This window comes from Sphingomonas sp. OK281 (genome assembly GCF_900115295.1).
GTDB lineage: Bacteria > Pseudomonadota > Alphaproteobacteria > Sphingomonadales > Sphingomonadaceae > Sphingomonas.
The window spans coordinates 1,365,311-1,380,958 of record NZ_FOVZ01000001.1 but is presented as its reverse complement, the minus strand read 5'-3'; the positions used below and the strand labels follow the sequence as shown (position 1 = coordinate 1,380,958).

Annotated in this window: 11 protein-coding genes; 3 read left to right on the top strand and 8 right to left on the bottom strand. The window is 65.3% G+C overall.

The window, feature by feature from the left end:
• The first annotated feature begins 19 nt into the window (after nucleotides 1–19).
• On the top strand, nucleotides 20–1,012 hold the full coding sequence (locus BM244_RS06045; RefSeq protein WP_093397968.1) for an alpha/beta hydrolase: 993 nt from the start codon (nucleotides 20–22) through the stop codon (nucleotides 1,010–1,012).
• Between the two features lie 15 nt (nucleotides 1,013–1,027).
• Here BM244_RS06045 and BM244_RS06040 read toward each other — a convergent pair whose 3' ends face one another.
• Both BM244_RS06040 and BM244_RS06035 read right to left on the bottom strand, forming a co-directional pair.
• Entirely contained in the window at nucleotides 1,028–2,641 is a 1,614-nt protein-coding gene (locus BM244_RS06040; RefSeq protein WP_093398168.1) for a family 43 glycosylhydrolase, read from the bottom strand.
• Nucleotides 2,642–2,753: 112 nt separating this feature from the next.
• Nucleotides 2,754–5,633, bottom strand: a complete 2,880-nt coding sequence (locus BM244_RS06035; protein ID WP_093397967.1) for a TonB-dependent receptor — start codon at nucleotides 5,631–5,633, stop codon at nucleotides 2,754–2,756.
• A 284-nt stretch (nucleotides 5,634–5,917) separates the two neighbouring features.
• On the opposite strand from BM244_RS06035, the gene BM244_RS06030 reads away from it, so the two are divergent.
• Nucleotides 5,918–7,270: an MFS transporter gene (locus BM244_RS06030; protein ID WP_093397966.1), complete on the top strand. Its 1,353-nt coding sequence runs from the start codon at nucleotides 5,918–5,920 to the stop codon at nucleotides 7,268–7,270.
• Nucleotides 7,267–9,102 (top strand): DUF8034 domain-containing protein, encoded by a 1,836-nt coding sequence (locus BM244_RS06025; protein WP_093397965.1) that lies wholly within the window; start codon nucleotides 7,267–7,269, stop codon nucleotides 9,100–9,102. Before BM244_RS06030 ends, BM244_RS06025 begins: the two co-directional genes overlap by 4 nt.
• Here BM244_RS06025 and BM244_RS06020 read toward each other — a convergent pair.
• From BM244_RS06020 to BM244_RS05995, 6 genes are all read right to left on the bottom strand, one after another.
• Nucleotides 9,099–10,661, bottom strand: coding sequence for a carboxylesterase/lipase family protein (locus BM244_RS06020; protein ID WP_093397964.1), 1,563 nt, complete (start codon nucleotides 10,659–10,661; stop codon nucleotides 9,099–9,101). The genes BM244_RS06025 and BM244_RS06020 overlap by 4 nt on opposite strands.
• Complete coding sequence (locus BM244_RS06015; protein ID WP_254784287.1) at nucleotides 10,640–11,530, bottom strand: LysR substrate-binding domain-containing protein; 891 nt, start codon at nucleotides 11,528–11,530, stop codon at nucleotides 10,640–10,642. Before BM244_RS06015 ends, BM244_RS06020 begins: the two co-directional genes overlap by 22 nt.
• Nucleotides 11,531–11,561: 31 nt before the next feature.
• Nucleotides 11,562–12,500, bottom strand: a complete 939-nt coding sequence (gene kdgD, locus BM244_RS06010; RefSeq protein ID WP_093397963.1) for a 5-dehydro-4-deoxyglucarate dehydratase — start codon at nucleotides 12,498–12,500, stop codon at nucleotides 11,562–11,564.
• A 344-nt stretch (nucleotides 12,501–12,844) separates the two neighbouring features.
• Nucleotides 12,845–13,990 (bottom strand): alpha-hydroxy acid oxidase, encoded by a 1,146-nt coding sequence (locus tag BM244_RS06005; RefSeq protein ID WP_254784315.1) that lies wholly within the window; start codon nucleotides 13,988–13,990, stop codon nucleotides 12,845–12,847.
• 204 nt (nucleotides 13,991–14,194) lie between these two features.
• Complete coding sequence (locus BM244_RS06000; RefSeq protein WP_302847255.1) at nucleotides 14,195–14,881, bottom strand: FadR/GntR family transcriptional regulator; 687 nt, start codon at nucleotides 14,879–14,881, stop codon at nucleotides 14,195–14,197.
• A 5-nt stretch (nucleotides 14,882–14,886) separates the two neighbouring features.
• Nucleotides 14,887–15,642: a helix-turn-helix domain-containing protein gene (locus BM244_RS05995; protein WP_093398166.1), complete on the bottom strand. Its 756-nt coding sequence runs from the start codon at nucleotides 15,640–15,642 to the stop codon at nucleotides 14,887–14,889.
• Nucleotides 15,643–15,648 lie beyond the last annotated feature (6 nt).

Below are 15,648 nucleotides of genomic sequence, written 5' to 3'. Positions count from 1 at the left end.
TTTTGATGGGCCCATGCGTATGATCGATCGTCGGAGTGCAATCCTGGGAACGCTGGCGGTCGGGCTGTCGAGGAGTGTCGAAGCACAGACGCCGCCACCCGCGCAGACCGGCGGTCGCGTGCCGAAATTGCCCGACCCGACCGAAACGATCGATCTCTGGCCGGCTGGAGCACCGGGCGCGCCGACGAACTTACCGGTCGAGGTCGTCGAGGATCGGGCGACGGGTGCCGGCATGACCGATCGCGCCGTCCACGGCATCGCCCGTCCCCGCATGGTCGTGTTTCGTCCGGCCAAGCCGAACGGATCGGCGATACTGGTGATGCCGGGCGGCGGCTATGTCCGGATCGTCGTCGACCGCGAGGGGTACGAGATCGCACGGTGGCTGGCGGATCGTGGGTGGACGGTGTTCGTGCTGTTCTACCGGTTGCCCGGCGATGGCTGGGCGGCTGGCCCAGACGTCGCCTTGGCCGATGCGCAGCGTGCCATGCGGCTGATCCGCGCCCGTGCCGGGTCGTACGGGATCAAGCCCGATCGCGTCGCGGCGATGGGATTTTCGGCGGGCGGTCATGTCTGCGGTGACCTGGCGACGCGGTTCGCGCAGCAAACTTACACTTGGATCGACGCCGCAGATCGAGGCAGCGCACGGCCCGATGTCGCGGCGCTGATGTATGCGGTGCAATCGATGACGTTGCCGCTTGCCCATCCCGGGTCACGGACGCTGCTGCTTGGGCCCTCGCCGACGCCCGCTTTGGAGCGCGCGCATTCTACGGCCTCCAACGTGACGTCGGCGACGCCGCCTTGTTTCCTCGTCCACGCGGAAGACGACAAAAGCGTCGCCGTCGACAATACGCTGGCGTTTCGAGCGGCTGCGATAAAGGCCGGCGTGGAGGTGGAAACGCACCTGTTCGCGACTGGGGGGCACGGCTTCGGCTTGAGCAGGGCGGTCGGCAAACCAGCAGCGTCATGGCCGATGCTGTTCCAAGAATGGTCGCGCGCGCAAGGGCTTGGGTAAGGAAGCGCGTCGCCGTTAGAGTGCCTCGTATCGAAAGTCGCGAAAGCGTGCCGCGCCGCTACCCGCCGAATACAGGCCGGGACGCAGCATCAGGAACCCACCGCGGACATTGTGGTGATAGCCCGACACCTCTATGCCACGGTCGAAGCGTTGCCAGCTCTTGCCAGCATCGCCGCTTGTATGGATCGCGACGATATGGCGAGTATTCGTGATCCGGATCCGCATGCGGCGTCCGTGCGGATTGGCGGGTCTCCCGCGCTCGTTGCCATATTGATGCGTGACGAACCGGTGCTCGTCGAAGCCTAGGCCGCAATACAACTTGTCGTCGTAGAACAGCACGAGGCCAGCTGTCCCGCCCGCTTCGATCTCGATATCGCATTCGAACCGATAGGCCTGGTCGCCGGCGATCAGCATCAGCGGCGACGAGTCGACCGGTGCGGTGCCGCTGGCCTTCAGAATCAATGCACCGCCTTCGACCCGCACCCGGTCGCGTTCGGCGGGGCCCGGACGAAAGAAATTCCACTTGCTGCCGATTTGCAACGTGCGGAAGTCGTCGGAAAGCGGTTGGCCATGGGGCAGGGCGGCGCCGCCTTTTGGCTTGGCCAAGGGCTTCGACAAATCCCCGCCGGTCATCGCGAACCAGCCCTCGGCGGTCCAGCGGATCGGATCGAGCAGCGCCTGCCGGCCGAGCGTCCAATAGCCGTTCTCGAAACCGTGATAGATCGACCACCAGCTGCCGTCGGGAGCCTCGACGAGGCTGGCATGACCGCGCGACCACCATTTCTCGTCGGTACTCACGGTTCGCACCACCGGGTTGGCGGGATCGTTGGTCCAGGGGCCGTGGATCGAGCGCGACCGGGCGACGATCACCATGTGGCCGGTCGGTGGCCCGGCGGTGCCCCCGACCGCGGTGATCATGTAGAACCAGCCCCCGTGGCGGACGATCTTCGGTCCTTCGGGACTGAAGCCCTCGACGTCCCAAGTGTCGGGATAGCGCCACGGATCGTAGACATGCTCGACCTTGCCGACCGTCGACAGGCCGTCGGCGGCTAGGCGGATCCGGTCGCCGCCCGACAGGAACAGCCAGCGCGATCCGTCCTCGCCGACCGCGTGGCAGGGATCGATATGGTCGGGCAGCCCGAGGTCGATCGGATCGGACCAGGGGCCGTCGATATGATCGGCCCAGATGACGTGGATCGCGTTCGGCTTGGCCTTGACCGGGATATACAGGAAGTATCGGCCGTCGTGCTTCTCGAGGCTGACCGCCCAGACCGAGCCGATGTTCTTCGTCAGCGCGGCTTTGCGCGGTTGCCAGTTCACCAGGTCGCGACTGTGCCAGATCGTCAGCCCCGGATAGGAATCGAAGCTGGAGAAGGTCATGTAATAATCGGCGCCGTCCTTCAGGATGGCAGGATCGGGATGGTCGCCCGCGATCAACGGATTGAGGAAGCGGCCATCGCCGAGGTCGGCCACGCGCTGACCTTCGAAGCCGCGCCGCCAACCGTCGTCGAACCGCGGCACGCATGCCTCTGGCTTGGGAGGTTCCGCCACCGCCGGAGTAGGCGGAACGAACGCCACCGCACCTCCCGCCAATGCCAGTCCGAAGGTCTCGCGGCGATTATAGGTCATGCGCATCTCCTGTTCTGATTTGGCGTCGTGACCGGAATGTCGAGACCCGCCGTACCAACATGAAGCTCCCTAAATCGCAAGTTGCCACAATCCGCGTGGCATCGTCGGACTATCAGAACGAGAAGCGCATTCCCGCCGTGAACTGACGCCCACTATGCGTCAGCACATTAAGGCGGTTGGACTCGTCGACGAACTGGTCGTTGACCTGGTCGGTAAGGTTGATCGCCTCGATGCTGAACTTGAGGTTGTCGGTCAAATTGTACGACATCTGCGCGTCGACGTTGGTGGTGCCGCTCGTGCCGTTATACGAATTCCCCTCGGTGCCGGGTACGGCGGTGAGATAGCGCGAGCGATAGGCGATCGACCCGCGAATCTGGAATTTCGCGGTCTCGAAATACAGCGTGCCGTTGGCGGCGTGCTTCGAAAGCCCGATCAACGGCGCGATCACCGACGCACCGCCGGTCGCGGACGTCAGGTACCGGATGTTTGACGTCACGTGCGTGTAGTTCGCCAGCACGCCGAAGTTGGACAGGAAGCCCGGTAGGAAGCTGAAGGGCTGTTGCACGTTCACCTCGAAGCCCTTGAGCCGGCCGCCGCTCGAATTGACCGGTTGGCTGACGATAAAGAGGTCGGTCGGCGATGCGCTCGTGCCGGCCAGGAGCGAGTCCGGCAGGCCCAGGCTGCTGAACGGGACGGTGGTGCTGAGCGACTGGACGAACGTGCCGATGTCCTTCTGGAACGCCGAGACCGCGTAGATCGCGCCTCGCGTTGGATACCATTCGACCGAGACGTCGAGATTGTCCGATTCCGTCGGCTTTAGATCGGGGTTGCCGCTGCTGAACGTGCGGTTGCCGCCGGAAACGCTGAGGTTGCCGCCCGGTGCGATCGCCGAGATGCCGGCGCGCGCGAGCGTCTTGGCCGCGGCGAAGCGGACCAGCAACGTCTCGGTGACGTCCATCACCAGGTTCCCCGATGGCAGCCAGCGATGATAGCTGCGGTCTGCGACGACCAGGTTCGTTGCGGCGCCCTGTCCTGCATAGCCGGTCGAGCGCTGGTCGGTGTTGGCGTAGCGGACGCCGACATCGCCGCGGATCGGCAGGCCGCGATCGGCGAAGTTGAACTCCGCCATGCCCCAGCCGCCGATATCGTCTTCGCGCACCGTGATGTACGATCCGCGGGCACTCGCGTTGGTTACGCCGCCGGTGGCGTAGAGCGCGTTGGAATAAATCCCGTAGAGTTCGGCGAACTTGTTGATATCGGGCACGATCCAGGCGGTCGGCGTGCCGTCAGGCGTATCGAGGCCCTTGCCGAAGCCAGAGAAAAGCGTCGTTGCCGCCGCGAGTTGCGCGGGCGTCAGCGTCTGCACAACGGACTCTCCCGACAGGCGCCGCTGCTCGGTCGAGCTGTAGTCGAACCGGCGCCAGTCGACGCCCACCTTCAGCTTCAACAAGGGATTGACGGTCCATTCGGCAAACGTCTTGGCGTTGGTGAAGCTGTTGCTGACGGTCTGCGGGCGGATGCGAACTTCCGACGTGCCGTTGACGAAGGCGAAGGTGTTCGGGTTCGTAAGGTCGACGCCCGGCCTGATGGTCGGAAACCGGGTGCGGAAATCGTAGAAGAAGTTCGGCGTATTGGCGGCATCGATCGTGACGGTCGACTGGATCGGGTTGCTGAACTTCGAGTCCGCATAACCGACGACCGCACCGATCTTGAAGTTCTCGCCGAATTTCTGGTCGAGCGTGCCGGTCACCTGGTAGAAATCGGTGACCAGCTTGTCGTAGCGCGACTGAGTGCGCAGATCGACGTTGTCGAACGTGCCGCTGATGATGTTGTTGTCACCATCGACCACGCCGTCGCGGATGATCGTCTGCGGCTTGCCCGTCCCGGACCGACTAAAGCTGATCGCCTGCAGCTGCGATTCCTTGCGCGTCCCGTCGAGCCGCGAATACAGTGCGTCGAGCGAGATCAGCGTCTTGGGTGTCGGCTGGAACTGGACTGATCCCGCTGCGCCAAGCCGCTTCTGGAAAATGTCGTAGCTTACCAAGCCGGGGATGCGCGGATGGTACAACCCGGTTGCGGGGTTCGGATCGTTGATCTGTGCGAGTGTGTAGCCCGGCAGCCGCGACGCCGCGTTGAACCCGGCATTGAACCCGCCATAGGTCCAGCGGGTGATGTTTGCGCCTTCCTCCTTGATCGCACGCTCTTCGTACGCGACCGACAGCAGCACGCCGAACCGGCCATCGTCCGTGGTCTTGGTGATGAGTCCCGAGATCTTCGGCGTCACCTTCTCGCGCAGATCGTTGTAGCTCGCACTCGCCGAGACGACCGCGGTCGCCTTCTTGTAGTCGAACGGGCGCGACGACTGCAGGTCGACGGTGCCGCCCAGCGAGCCTTCCTCGACATCGGCGGTCGCGGTCTTGCGGACTGCGATGCTGTTGAACAGGTCGGACGAGAAGATGTTGAAATCGAACCCGCGGCCACGGTTCACCCCGCCCGAATTGTCGGTGCCGCCGGTGGTGCCGATCGCTTCCATGCCGTTGATCCGGACGCGCGTGTAATCGGGACCGAGACCGCGAACCGAGATGTTCCGGCCCTCGCCGTTGACGCGGCTGATCGACACGCCGGGGATGCGCTGCAAGGACTCCGCGAGGTTGAGATCGGGGAATTCCGCGATGTCCTCCGCCTTGATCACGTCGACGGTCGCGGTCTGCGTGCGCTTGATGTTGATCGCGCTGTTGAGGCTCGCGCGAAACCCGGTGACGACGATATCGGGCACATCCGCTGCGAGCGGCGCGTCGGTCACGGTCTGCTCGGGCGGCAGGGCGGGGGAGGCGGGAGGCGTGTCGGTATCGGTGGTATTGCCAGCGGCGCGCGCTTCCTTCTGCGCGGTCGTTTCCGGCACGCTCTGGGCGTGGCCCATCGTCGCTAGCGAGCAGGCGACGATCGCGCTCGACATCGCCAACACGGATTTGAAGCTACGGATCCCGGTCATACTCACTCCCCTAACTCCGGCACGATGTGCCCGCTGCCGGCTTCGTTGGAGCCGGTCTGTCGCAATCTGTGTTAGGCCGGGTGCTGTCGCCTAAGCCAATCTCATTCCGACATCGATCGATGCGAACGGTGCACTGATCCGGCATCGGCATCTCGCTCCCGGTATCCGATCAAGTCCCGGCCTGACTGGATCAACCCGTTTTAGGACTTGGACCGTCCGCCTTCCGCTCGATACACCGGACCCGAACACTCGCGCAGATCGAGTGCCGGACAGGAGAGCGAAGCATGACGATCGCCGCAGCAGCCCCCGCTAGAGATGCGGTTGCAGGGGGCGTGGCCGAGCGCCCGACCGCGGTGCGCTACCGCGTGATCGCGCTGATTTTTCTGATCACGTCGATCAACTACGCCGACCGTGCGACCTTCTCGATCGCGGGCTCTGCGGCATCGACCGAGCTCGGGCTGTCGTCGGTGCAGACCGGCTTCATCCTGTCCGCGTTCGCCTGGGCCTATGTCCTCGCGCAGATCCCTGGCGGGCTGCTGCTCGACAAGTTCGGCACCAAGCGCGTCTATGCCGGCGCGATCCTGGCCTGGTCGCTGTTCACGGCCACACAGGGGCTGACCGGCTTGATCGCGGGCGTGTCCGCCGTCGCTATGTTGTTCGCGTTGCGCTTCCTCGTCGGCCTCGCAGAAGCCCCGTCCTTTCCTGGCAATGCCCGCCTTGTCGCCGCCTGGTTTCCCGGCGCCGAGCGGGGCACGGCGTCGGCGATCTTCAATTCGGCGCAGTATTTCTCGCTCGTCGCATTCGCACCGCTGATGGGCTGGCTGGTACACAGCTATGGCTGGCGCGCGGTATTCTGGGTGATGGGCGCGATCGGCCTGATCGCGACTGCGCTGTTCGTCCGCTACATCCACAGCCCGGTCCGCCATCCGAAGATCAACGCCGCCGAACTCGCGCATATCGAGGCTGGCGGCGGGCTGATCCGGATGGAGGACGCCGCCAATCGCCCGCAGGCCTTTTCGTGGACGAACCTGCGCCAGCTGCTCGCGAACCGGATGCTGCTCGGCATCTATCTCGGCCAGTATTGCATCAACGTGCTGACCTATTTCTTCGTCACCTGGTTCCCGATCTACCTCGTGAAGGAGCGCGGGTTGAACATCATGGAGGCCGGCTTTGCCGCCGCCGCACCAGCGCTGTGCGGCTTCGTCGGAGGACTAGTCGGCGGCTACACGTCCGACCTGCTGCTCAAGCGCACCGGCTCGATCGACATCGCGCGGAAGGTGCCGCTGGTGTTCGGGATGCTGCTGGCGACGCTGATCATCGCCTGCGTGTTCGTCGAGGCGGAGTGGCTGGTCGTCACGCTGATGGCGGTCGCGTTCTTCGGAAAGGGCGTCGCGTCGCTCGGCTGGGCGGTGATGTCGGACGTCGCGCCGAAGCAGCTCGCCGGGTTGACCAGCGGGGTGTTCAACATGTTCGGCAACGTCGCCGGGATCGTCACGCCGATCGTCATTGGGTTTATCGTCGGTGCTACGGGCTCGTTTGATTGGGCGCTGGTGTTCGTCGGCGCGCATTGCCTGCTGACGATCTTTTCGTTCCTGGTGATCGTCGGTCCTATCCGCCGTGTCGAGCTGGCCGCATGACCGTCGATCGCCGTACGCTGCTCGGGGGTGCCGCGGCCGCGCTCGCCACATTGCCCACAGCCGCTCGTGCTGCGCCAGCGACGTTGCGGGTTAAAACGCCTATGGCAGCGCCGGAATGGGCAGTCCTGCAACGCCGATTGCTCGCCGCCAATGCCGAAGCCTGCGAAGCGTTCTACGCAAAGTATGTCGACAGTCGCGGCTGGCTGCGCGTGTTCGAGCGCTGGGGTGCGAACGACGGTCCCGACGATGCGGCGGAAGCAACGAACGATTGGGCGATCCTCCACGCGCTGGGCGGTCCCGATCGTATCCGCGACCTGTACGCACGGGCGTGGGAGGGTCACCTCAAGCAGTTCACCGCAGCGCGCACGGTCGACGTGCCGATCGCTCTCAAGGGCATGTATTTCCGCGAGTTTCCCGTCCAGATGGACTGGCAGCATAACGCGGAAGGGCTGACGACCTTCGACATGATGGGGCTGTCCGGCCCGCGCGACCTGAAACTGATCGAGCGCACGCGCCGCTACGCCGATTTCTACACTGGCCGCGATCCGACCACGCGCAACTACGATCCGAAGCTGCGGATCATGCGCAGCCTGATGAACGGGAGCCGCGGGCCGATGCTGCGCCGCGCGACCGAACTCGACTGGGCAGGCGATCCGTTCGCGGCCGGCGAACGCTTCCACATGGAACATGGCGAGACGACCTACGCGCAGACGCTCGCGCATTATGCCGACTATGGCGACGTCGTCGGCGACAATCCGCTCAACCTGCAGGCGACGACGCTAGGGCTCAACGCGTACGCGCTGGGGGCAGGGGATCGATACCGGACCTGGGCGCTCGACTATCTCGACGCGTGGGTCGACCGGGCAAAAGCGAACGGCGACATCATCCCCAGCCGCGTCGGTCTGGACGGTATCGTCCCGCGCGACTGGTGGAGTGGCGTGTATGGCTGGGGCTTCTCGCCGATCGTACCGCAGACCGGCAAGCGCGAGAACCGCAACCGCGTCCCCCGCTCGGTCACCGCGTTCATGACCGGCACGCTGCTGTCCGGCGACCAGCGGTATATCGACGTCTGGCGCCGCCAGACCGCGCGGATCAATGCGCAGGCTAAGACGATAGGTGGTGTCCTGTCGACTCCGACGATGCACGGCGCGGACGGCTGGTATGGCTGGCAGCCCGGTCCGTTCAAGACCAACGGCTTCGAAATCTGGTACATGTCGCAAGCGCCGGCCGATCGCGCGGCTGCCGGCGATCATCCGTGGGTCAGCTTCCTGGAAGGTTCGAACCCGAGCTACGCCGTAACCGCGTTGCGCGCCGACCTGAAGGCGGTCGCCGACCGGGTCGCTGCGCGCGTGTCTGATCCGACAACGCCGGAAACTCGGCTTGCCGACTGGCCGATCGACATCAACCCGGCCAACGTCACCAGCCTCGTCCAACTGATGACCGGCGGCCTGCACATCGCCCGCCCGCCCTGGTCGAAGACCTCGCCAGCGCAAGGCGGCGTCCCGCTCCACTGCCGGCTCCGCTATTTCGATGCGGACCGCAAACGTGCTGGCGTGCCCGAAGACGTCGCTGCGCTGGTGCATACGCTGGGCGACACGACGACCGAGGTGACGCTGGTGAACCTGAGCATTAGCCAGCCGCGGACGGTGGTGGTGCAAGGCGGCGCCTATGCCGAGCACCGGATAGCCGCCGTGACGATCGACGGCCGCACGACCGACGTCGCCGGCGCGGCGTTCACGATCCGGCTCGAGCCCGGCGCCGGTGCGCGCTTGAGCCTGCGCATGCGCCGCTACGCCAACCGCCCGACGCTCACCTTTCCGTGGGACCGCTAGCCGCCAGGCTTGATATACGGCGCGACCGCGAACAGCAGGCGTTCCTCGCGCCGGGGGTCGTCTTCGATCCGCAATGCCCGATCGAAGATCATCGTCGACCGCCGCGCCAGGTCGTAATGCCGCCAGGCCGGCACGCTCGCACAGTTCGGATCGCCGGTCCGCGCCATCGCAATGAACGCATCCGCCATCCTCCCGGCAAGCCGCCGCACTTCGGCGCCGTCACCCGTCCGCGCGCTAGGCTCCCGCGTATTGTCGAACACCAGTCCGATATCGAGCGAATGGAACGCGCCAAGCACGCCGCCTGCTTCCGGCGAAGGAAAGTCGAGCTGATACATCCAGGTCGGCGCACCGATCTTCGCGCGTTCCTCCGCCTGGATCAGATGCCCGGGCCACGACCGACCCGCGGTCGACGCCGCCAGCAGAATCTGCCCCGGCGTCCTATCGGGATAGAGGTCGCGGTAGCGCGCGATGACGTGATCGGGCGCGAGGTCCTTGGTCATCTCCCGCACCAACCGCGCCGGTAGGTTGCCCCAACTCGTGTCGCCGCGCTTCAGGATCTCGCCGATCCACAACCCGGTCTCGTCATGCGTATTGCCGACGATCAGCGGGATATGCGCAGCCTCGCGCGGGGCGTCGGGAAAGAACGGATGACGCGTCAGCACATGGTGATCGAACGTCGAGGTAAAGCTGATCTCGCCCTTGCCCTCGATCGGATCGGTCGTCGCCATCGCCTCGACCAGCCGCTCGATCGGCAGCGCGTTTAGTGCCGCAAAGTCGCCCGCGCCGGCCTTCGCCATGAACGCCCGCGACCGGATCGTCGCGTGGTTCGGCCCCGCCGCCGTAACGTGCTGGCCGCTCATCGTCGCGGCGGCATGGAACAGCGGGCGCGCCTTCGCCATCGCCATCAGCGTCACGATCTTGGCGCCACCACCCGACTGGCCGAACAGCATCACCCGCCCCGGATCGCCGCCGAACGCCGCGATGTTGTCGCGCACCCATTCCAGTGCGAGGACGATGTCGAGATTGCCGACATTGCCCGACTCCGCCGGCCCGCCGAGCTGCGCGAGATACGCGTAGCCGAGCGCCGCCAGCCGGTGGTTCAAGGTAACGACCACGACGTCGCCGCGCCGCACCAGACTGCCGCCATCATACAGCGGATCGGACCCCGACCCGTGCGAATGCGCGCCGCCGTGGATATAGATCATGACCGGCCGTCGCGCTGCGTCGAGCGCCGGCGTCCAGATGTTGAGGAACAGGCAATCCTCGCTGGTCGGCTCAGCCGCCTTGGTCTGGGGCGAGGCCGCGCCGTAGCGCGTCGCGTCGGCAATATCGGTCCACGGCGTCGACGGCACCGCACGCGCAAACCGCCGCGTCCGCGTATCCGCGCCGTAGCGCACCCCGCGAAAGACCACCACGTCGCGGTCGACTGTCCCACGCACCCGCCCGTATCGCGTCGTCGCGACGGGGCTCGCCGGTACGCGCGCCGCGACCAGCGCCGGTGTCGCCGCGAGCCCGGCGAGCACCGCGCGCCGGTCGATCACGCCGCGGTCTCGGCGCACAGTCGCCGCATCGGCTCCAGCGCCGGGTTACTGTTGTCCCGCCGCCACGCCATGTGCAGCTCGACCGGCTTCTCGGGGTCGGTCGCCAGCCGGCGGAACTGCACGTCGTTCATGTGCAGCCCCGATGCGGATTCAGGCACGATCGCTGCGGCCAGCCCCGCATGGACGAGCCCCAGCATCGAATGGATCTGCGTCACGTGCTGGACATAGTGCGGCGACACGCCGGCCGCGTCGAACAGCCCGATAAGCATCTGGTGGAAATACCCCGCGCCCTGCCGCGCATACATGATCAGCGGCAGGCCATCGAAATCACCCAGTTCGAGCACCGCCTTCGCCTGTCGCGGATCCCCTGCGGGCAGCGCGACGACCAGCGGCTCGACCTGTACGCAGACGGTGTCGAACTCGTGACGATCGAGCGGCGGCCGTACGAAGCCGATGTCGATCAGCCCGGTCAGCAACGCATCGACCTGATCGGTCGTCACCATCTCGCGCAGTTCGAGGTCGATATTGGGCAGGCTTGCTCTCGCTTGCGCGACGATCTGCGGCACCAGATTATACCCCGACACGGCGGTGAAGCCGATCGCGACGCGTCCCGCATCGCCCTTCGCCACGCGCCGCGCCGACAGCGCCGCACTCTCCGACAGCCGGACGATCCGCCGCGCCTCGATCAGGAACACGCGACCGGCGGGGGTCAGGCTCACCTGCCGGCTGGTGCGCTCGAGCAGCGTCACGTCGAGGATCCGCTCGAGCAGCTGGATCTGTCGGCTGAGCGGCGATTGCGTCATGTTCAGGCGCTGGGCCGCGCGCCCGAAATGGAGTTCCTCGGCGGCGGCGACGAAGCAGCGAAGCTGGCTCAGTTCGAACATCATCGCCGCACTATCCGTTGGTTTTCGCCCGCTGTCACGCCGCCTTGGCGAGAGCAGCAGGGGCAACCTTCTCGATCAGCACGCGGAGCCGCTCGTCCTCGGCTGCGGACAGATCGGTCAGCGGCGAGCGCACCGGCCCGGCATCGCGCCCGACGACGCGCATGCCCGCCTTGACGATCGACACCGCATAGCCGCGGCCCTGGTTGCGCAGCGTGATGTACGGCAGCACGAAATCGCGGAGCTGGTTCAGCACCTCGATCCGGTCGTCGGCGCGCACGGCCTTGTAGAACGCCAGCGCCCATTCGGGCAGGAAGTTGAAGATCGCCGACGAATAGGTCGTCACGCCCATCGTCAGATACGGCGTCGCGAACGTCTCGGCGGTCGGCAGGCCTCCGATATAGGTCAGCCGGTCGCCCATCCGCGCGTAGACGCGCGTCATCAGCTCGATGTCGCCGACGCCGTCCTTGAAGCCGACGAGGTTGGGATTGCGGTCGCACAGTCCGGCGAGCGTCTCGTCGTCGAGGATCGCATTGTCGCGGTTGTAGACGATCACGCCGAGCCCCGTCGCCTTGCAGACCGCGTCGACATGCGCGGCAAGTCCTTCCTGCTTCGATCCGACCAGATAGGGTGGAAGCAACAACAGGCCGTCCGCGCCGGCCTTCTCCGCATCGCGCGCAATCCCGGTGGCGATCGCGGTGCCGTAGCCGCAGCCCGAGATCACCGGCAGACGCCCGCCGGCTTCGGCCACCGCGGCGCCGACGACCTGCGCGACTTCAGCTGGCGTCAGCGAGAAGAACTCGCCCGTGCCGCCGGCCGCGAACAGGCCGGACAGCTCGTGTTCGAGCATCCATGCGCAATGCTTGCGATACGCGTCCTCGACGAATGCGCCATCGGCATCGAAATGCGTGACGGGAAACGACAGCAATCCGCCACCAAGGCGCTGCGCCATCTCGGTCGGGCTCATGGTCGTCATAACGTGCATCCCCTCGATCGCCTGGTCCGCTTTCGCATGCGGCCGTGTCGGGGATCTTGGTAGGTCGTGCGACCATGCGGGTCCAAACCAAAGGCGCGCTCGATCGATGCGTCTAGTAGCTCAATCTTGGTGGGGCATCACCGTTCCTGCCGCGCCGCACCTAGTAGCATGTGCCTTCGATAGCGATGCTGACACTACTTAACGGTGGAATCGGGATCAGACTACAACCGGCCGCTTTCGAACAGCGTTCGCCGTAACCGGCCATCCGTTCATGCGGTCCAGCACGGGGCTGCGGCAGTACGCTAGGTGCTCAATGGGCGCTTCCTGCCGCAAATCAGCCCCTTCTACGTGCTTGCCGCCGCCTTCGACCAAGCCGGCCCGCTTGTTCGATGGCGGATATGGCGAGGGGATATGGACGCAATGTCGTTGATCCCTGCGAGCGTCAAAGTGCGCTCAAACTCTTGTCTCAGGAGCGTGAGCAAGCGATCGACGCCCTGCTCACCGCCCGCGGCCAAGCCATATAGATACGGGCGCCCGATCGAGCAGGCCGTCGCTCCCAGGGCAAGCGCCTTGACCACGTCCGAGCCCCGCCTGATACCACCGTCACAGATCACGTCCGGTGCGTCGCCAATGGCGTTTCGCACCGCCTCGATCTGATCGATTGGTGCGGGTGCACCGTCCAACTGACGCCCGCCGTGGTTAGAGATCATGACGCCGGTTGCTCCCGAGGTAATCGAGCGACGTGCGTCATCGGGGGTCATCACACCCTTGATCGCAAGCGGCCCGTTCCATTCGCGGGCAAGCCATTCGACCTCGCGCCAGCCAACCGAGCGGTCGAACTGGCCGCCGATATAGTCGAACAAACTCATCGGTCCCGATGACAGCGCATCGACCTTGTGACTGACGTTCGCGAGGTCGAACTTCGACCCGGCGAGCGCTGGGATGGACCAGGAGGGGTGGAGTGCGAAGCTGAGCAACGACCGGAGCGTCAGTTTTGGGGGCAGGGAAAGGCCGCTGACCCGGTCGCGTTCCCGATTGCCGGCGACCGGCGTATCCACTGTCAGGGTAAGTCCGTGGAAGCCCGCATCCCGACAGCGCGCCACGAACTCGGCGGTCAGGCCGCGATCTTTGAAGATATAGATCTGGAAAACCTTCGGCCCGGCAAAGGCTTGCGCGAGATCCTCCAATCGCGTCGTGCCCATCGTCGAGAGGCTGTAAAGAAGGCCGTGACGTGCCGCCGCGCGGGCTACGGCAAGCTCGGCATGACCATGAAACATGCGCGTTAGGCCGGTCGGCGATAGCATGAGCGGCCAGCGCGAAGGTTGCCCGAAGATCTTGGTTTCCGTCCGGATTTCCGACACGTCGTTGAGCACGTCGGGAATCAGTTCGTAGTCCGCGAAGGCAGTGATGTTCCGGCGCAGCGATCTCTCATCGTCCGCGCCGCCATCGATATAGTCGAAGATCGGCCTCGGCAGTCGTCGGCGGGCCATCAGGCGCAAATCGGCGACGTTGTTCGTACGGTCTAATCGCGTCATGTCTAACCCTGAACAGAGTAAGCCTGAAGTCGCTTGCTGCTAGCGGAACGTGCCCACGCAGGCGACGAATCGGTCTTGGCGCTCACCACCAAATGCGACCGTGCCAACGAACACGAGCGGTCCAAACGGGAAGGGCGATCTGTCGTCGGGGTTGCACCCCTAGAGTACGGCGCCGATCGACTGATCGAAATGCGCATCCATCAGGGCGTTTGCCGCGATAGCGTCGCGGTCGCCTATCGCGAACGCGATCTCCACATGGCGCTTTAGCACAATCGATCGCGCTTCTTCCGTGTGGCGAGTTTCCCAAGCTGCCGGTATCGCAATGGTCATCATCGGTTCGAACGATCGGACGACCTGTAGAAACAACGCGTTGCCACTCGCGCGGGCGATCGCCTGATGAAAGACGATGTCGTGGCGGGTTATATCAGCGATGTTGGTTGCGGAGGCCATCGCTTGCGCGGCGGTTCGTATGATGGCGGCGTCGGCGTCGCTGCGGTCGCGAGCGGCGAGTTCGGCAGTGCGTAGCTCGAGCGTTCGGCGGACGTCCCAGACTTCGGCGACCGATACCTGTGCCGTTGCTACCGCATGGTCGATCGAGGTTCCCATCACCGATCCGTCGATCGCGCCTACCCGCGCACGTCGCCCGTTGGCGACGTCGATCAGACGCAGTGCCGCCAGCGCGCCGAACGCCTCGCGCATCACCGCGCGGCTGACGCCAAGCTCGGTAGCAAACTGGCCCTCGCCCGGAAGCGTGTCACCGACCTTCATATCTTGATCGCGCATGTGATCGCGTACGCATCGTACCGCGCGATCAACCAGCGAGCCGCCTTCCTTCGGACGATCCATCATCTTCATGCCGCGAGCTGCAACGCGCGGAGGCGTGTGGGCGGCACGCCAAAGCGGCGCGCGAATGCGCGGGTGAAGCTTGCATTGTTCCGATAGCCGCAGCGATACCCGATCGCAGATACCGGCAAATCGGTCGCCAGCAACATGCCGCGCGCACCAGACAAACGCTTGTCGGAGATCGCGTCAGCGACGCTCGAGCCGAACATCTGGCGGAAGCCGCGGGTGAGCTTTGCGCGATTGAGACCACAGGCACGCGCGACCGTATCGAGCGTCAGTTTTTCCTGCCAGCGATCGTCGATCAGCTGCCGTGCTGCGGCGAGACGGCGCGCGTCGCGTTCGGACAGGTCGCCGGCGCCATCAGCCGATATCAATGCACCCTCGTGCAGGCAGGCGAAGCTAGCACAGAGCAATTCGATGCTCTTGGCGAGGCACAGCGTATCGCGCGCCGGCTCGGGCAACGGGCAATCGCGCAGCGAGAGCACCAGCGTGCGCAGCTCGGTCGGCAGGTGCCATATGGCGCGAGGGCCGGGAAGCGCACCGAAGATACGCTCACACGCAGTCGCGGCGACCGCAAGTACGACAACCGCCTCGTGATCCGATCCGGTAGCGTGGCTCATCGTCGCGGCCGTCCCGTCATCGCCCAGACTGAAGCGAAGGACGACTGCGTCGTCGCTCCATGCATCGGGCGCGATAGGTCCGCGTCCGATGAACGAGAGCATTTCAGGCGAAACGTCGATCCGCCGTTTTGGGGTGGCCGTCATGATCCT

Bases quoted from the DNA above. Each gene is read 5' to 3' on its own strand.
- BM244_RS06045 (WP_093397968.1), top strand. From the start codon at position 20: ATGATCGATCGTCGGAGTGCAATCCTGGGAACGCTGGCGGTCGGGCTG.
- BM244_RS06040 (WP_093398168.1), bottom strand. From the start codon at position 2,641: ATGACCTATAATCGCCGCGAGACCTTCGGACTGGCATTGGCGGGAGGT.
- BM244_RS06035 (WP_093397967.1), bottom strand. From the start codon at position 5,633: ATGACCGGGATCCGTAGCTTCAAATCCGTGTTGGCGATGTCGAGCGCG.
- BM244_RS06030 (WP_093397966.1), top strand. From the start codon at position 5,918: ATGACGATCGCCGCAGCAGCCCCCGCTAGAGATGCGGTTGCAGGGGGC.
- BM244_RS06025 (WP_093397965.1), top strand. From the start codon at position 7,267: ATGACCGTCGATCGCCGTACGCTGCTCGGGGGTGCCGCGGCCGCGCTC.
- BM244_RS06015 (WP_254784287.1), bottom strand. From the start codon at position 11,530: ATGATGTTCGAACTGAGCCAGCTTCGCTGCTTCGTCGCCGCCGCCGAG.
- kdgD (WP_093397963.1), bottom strand. From the start codon at position 12,500: ATGACGACCATGAGCCCGACCGAGATGGCGCAGCGCCTTGGTGGCGGA.
- BM244_RS06005 (WP_254784315.1), bottom strand. From the start codon at position 13,990: ATGGCCCGCCGACGACTGCCGAGGCCGATCTTCGACTATATCGATGGC.
- BM244_RS06000 (WP_302847255.1), bottom strand. From the start codon at position 14,881: ATGGATCGTCCGAAGGAAGGCGGCTCGCTGGTTGATCGCGCGGTACGA.
- BM244_RS05995 (WP_093398166.1), bottom strand. From the start codon at position 15,642: ATGACGGCCACCCCAAAACGGCGGATCGACGTTTCGCCTGAAATGCTC.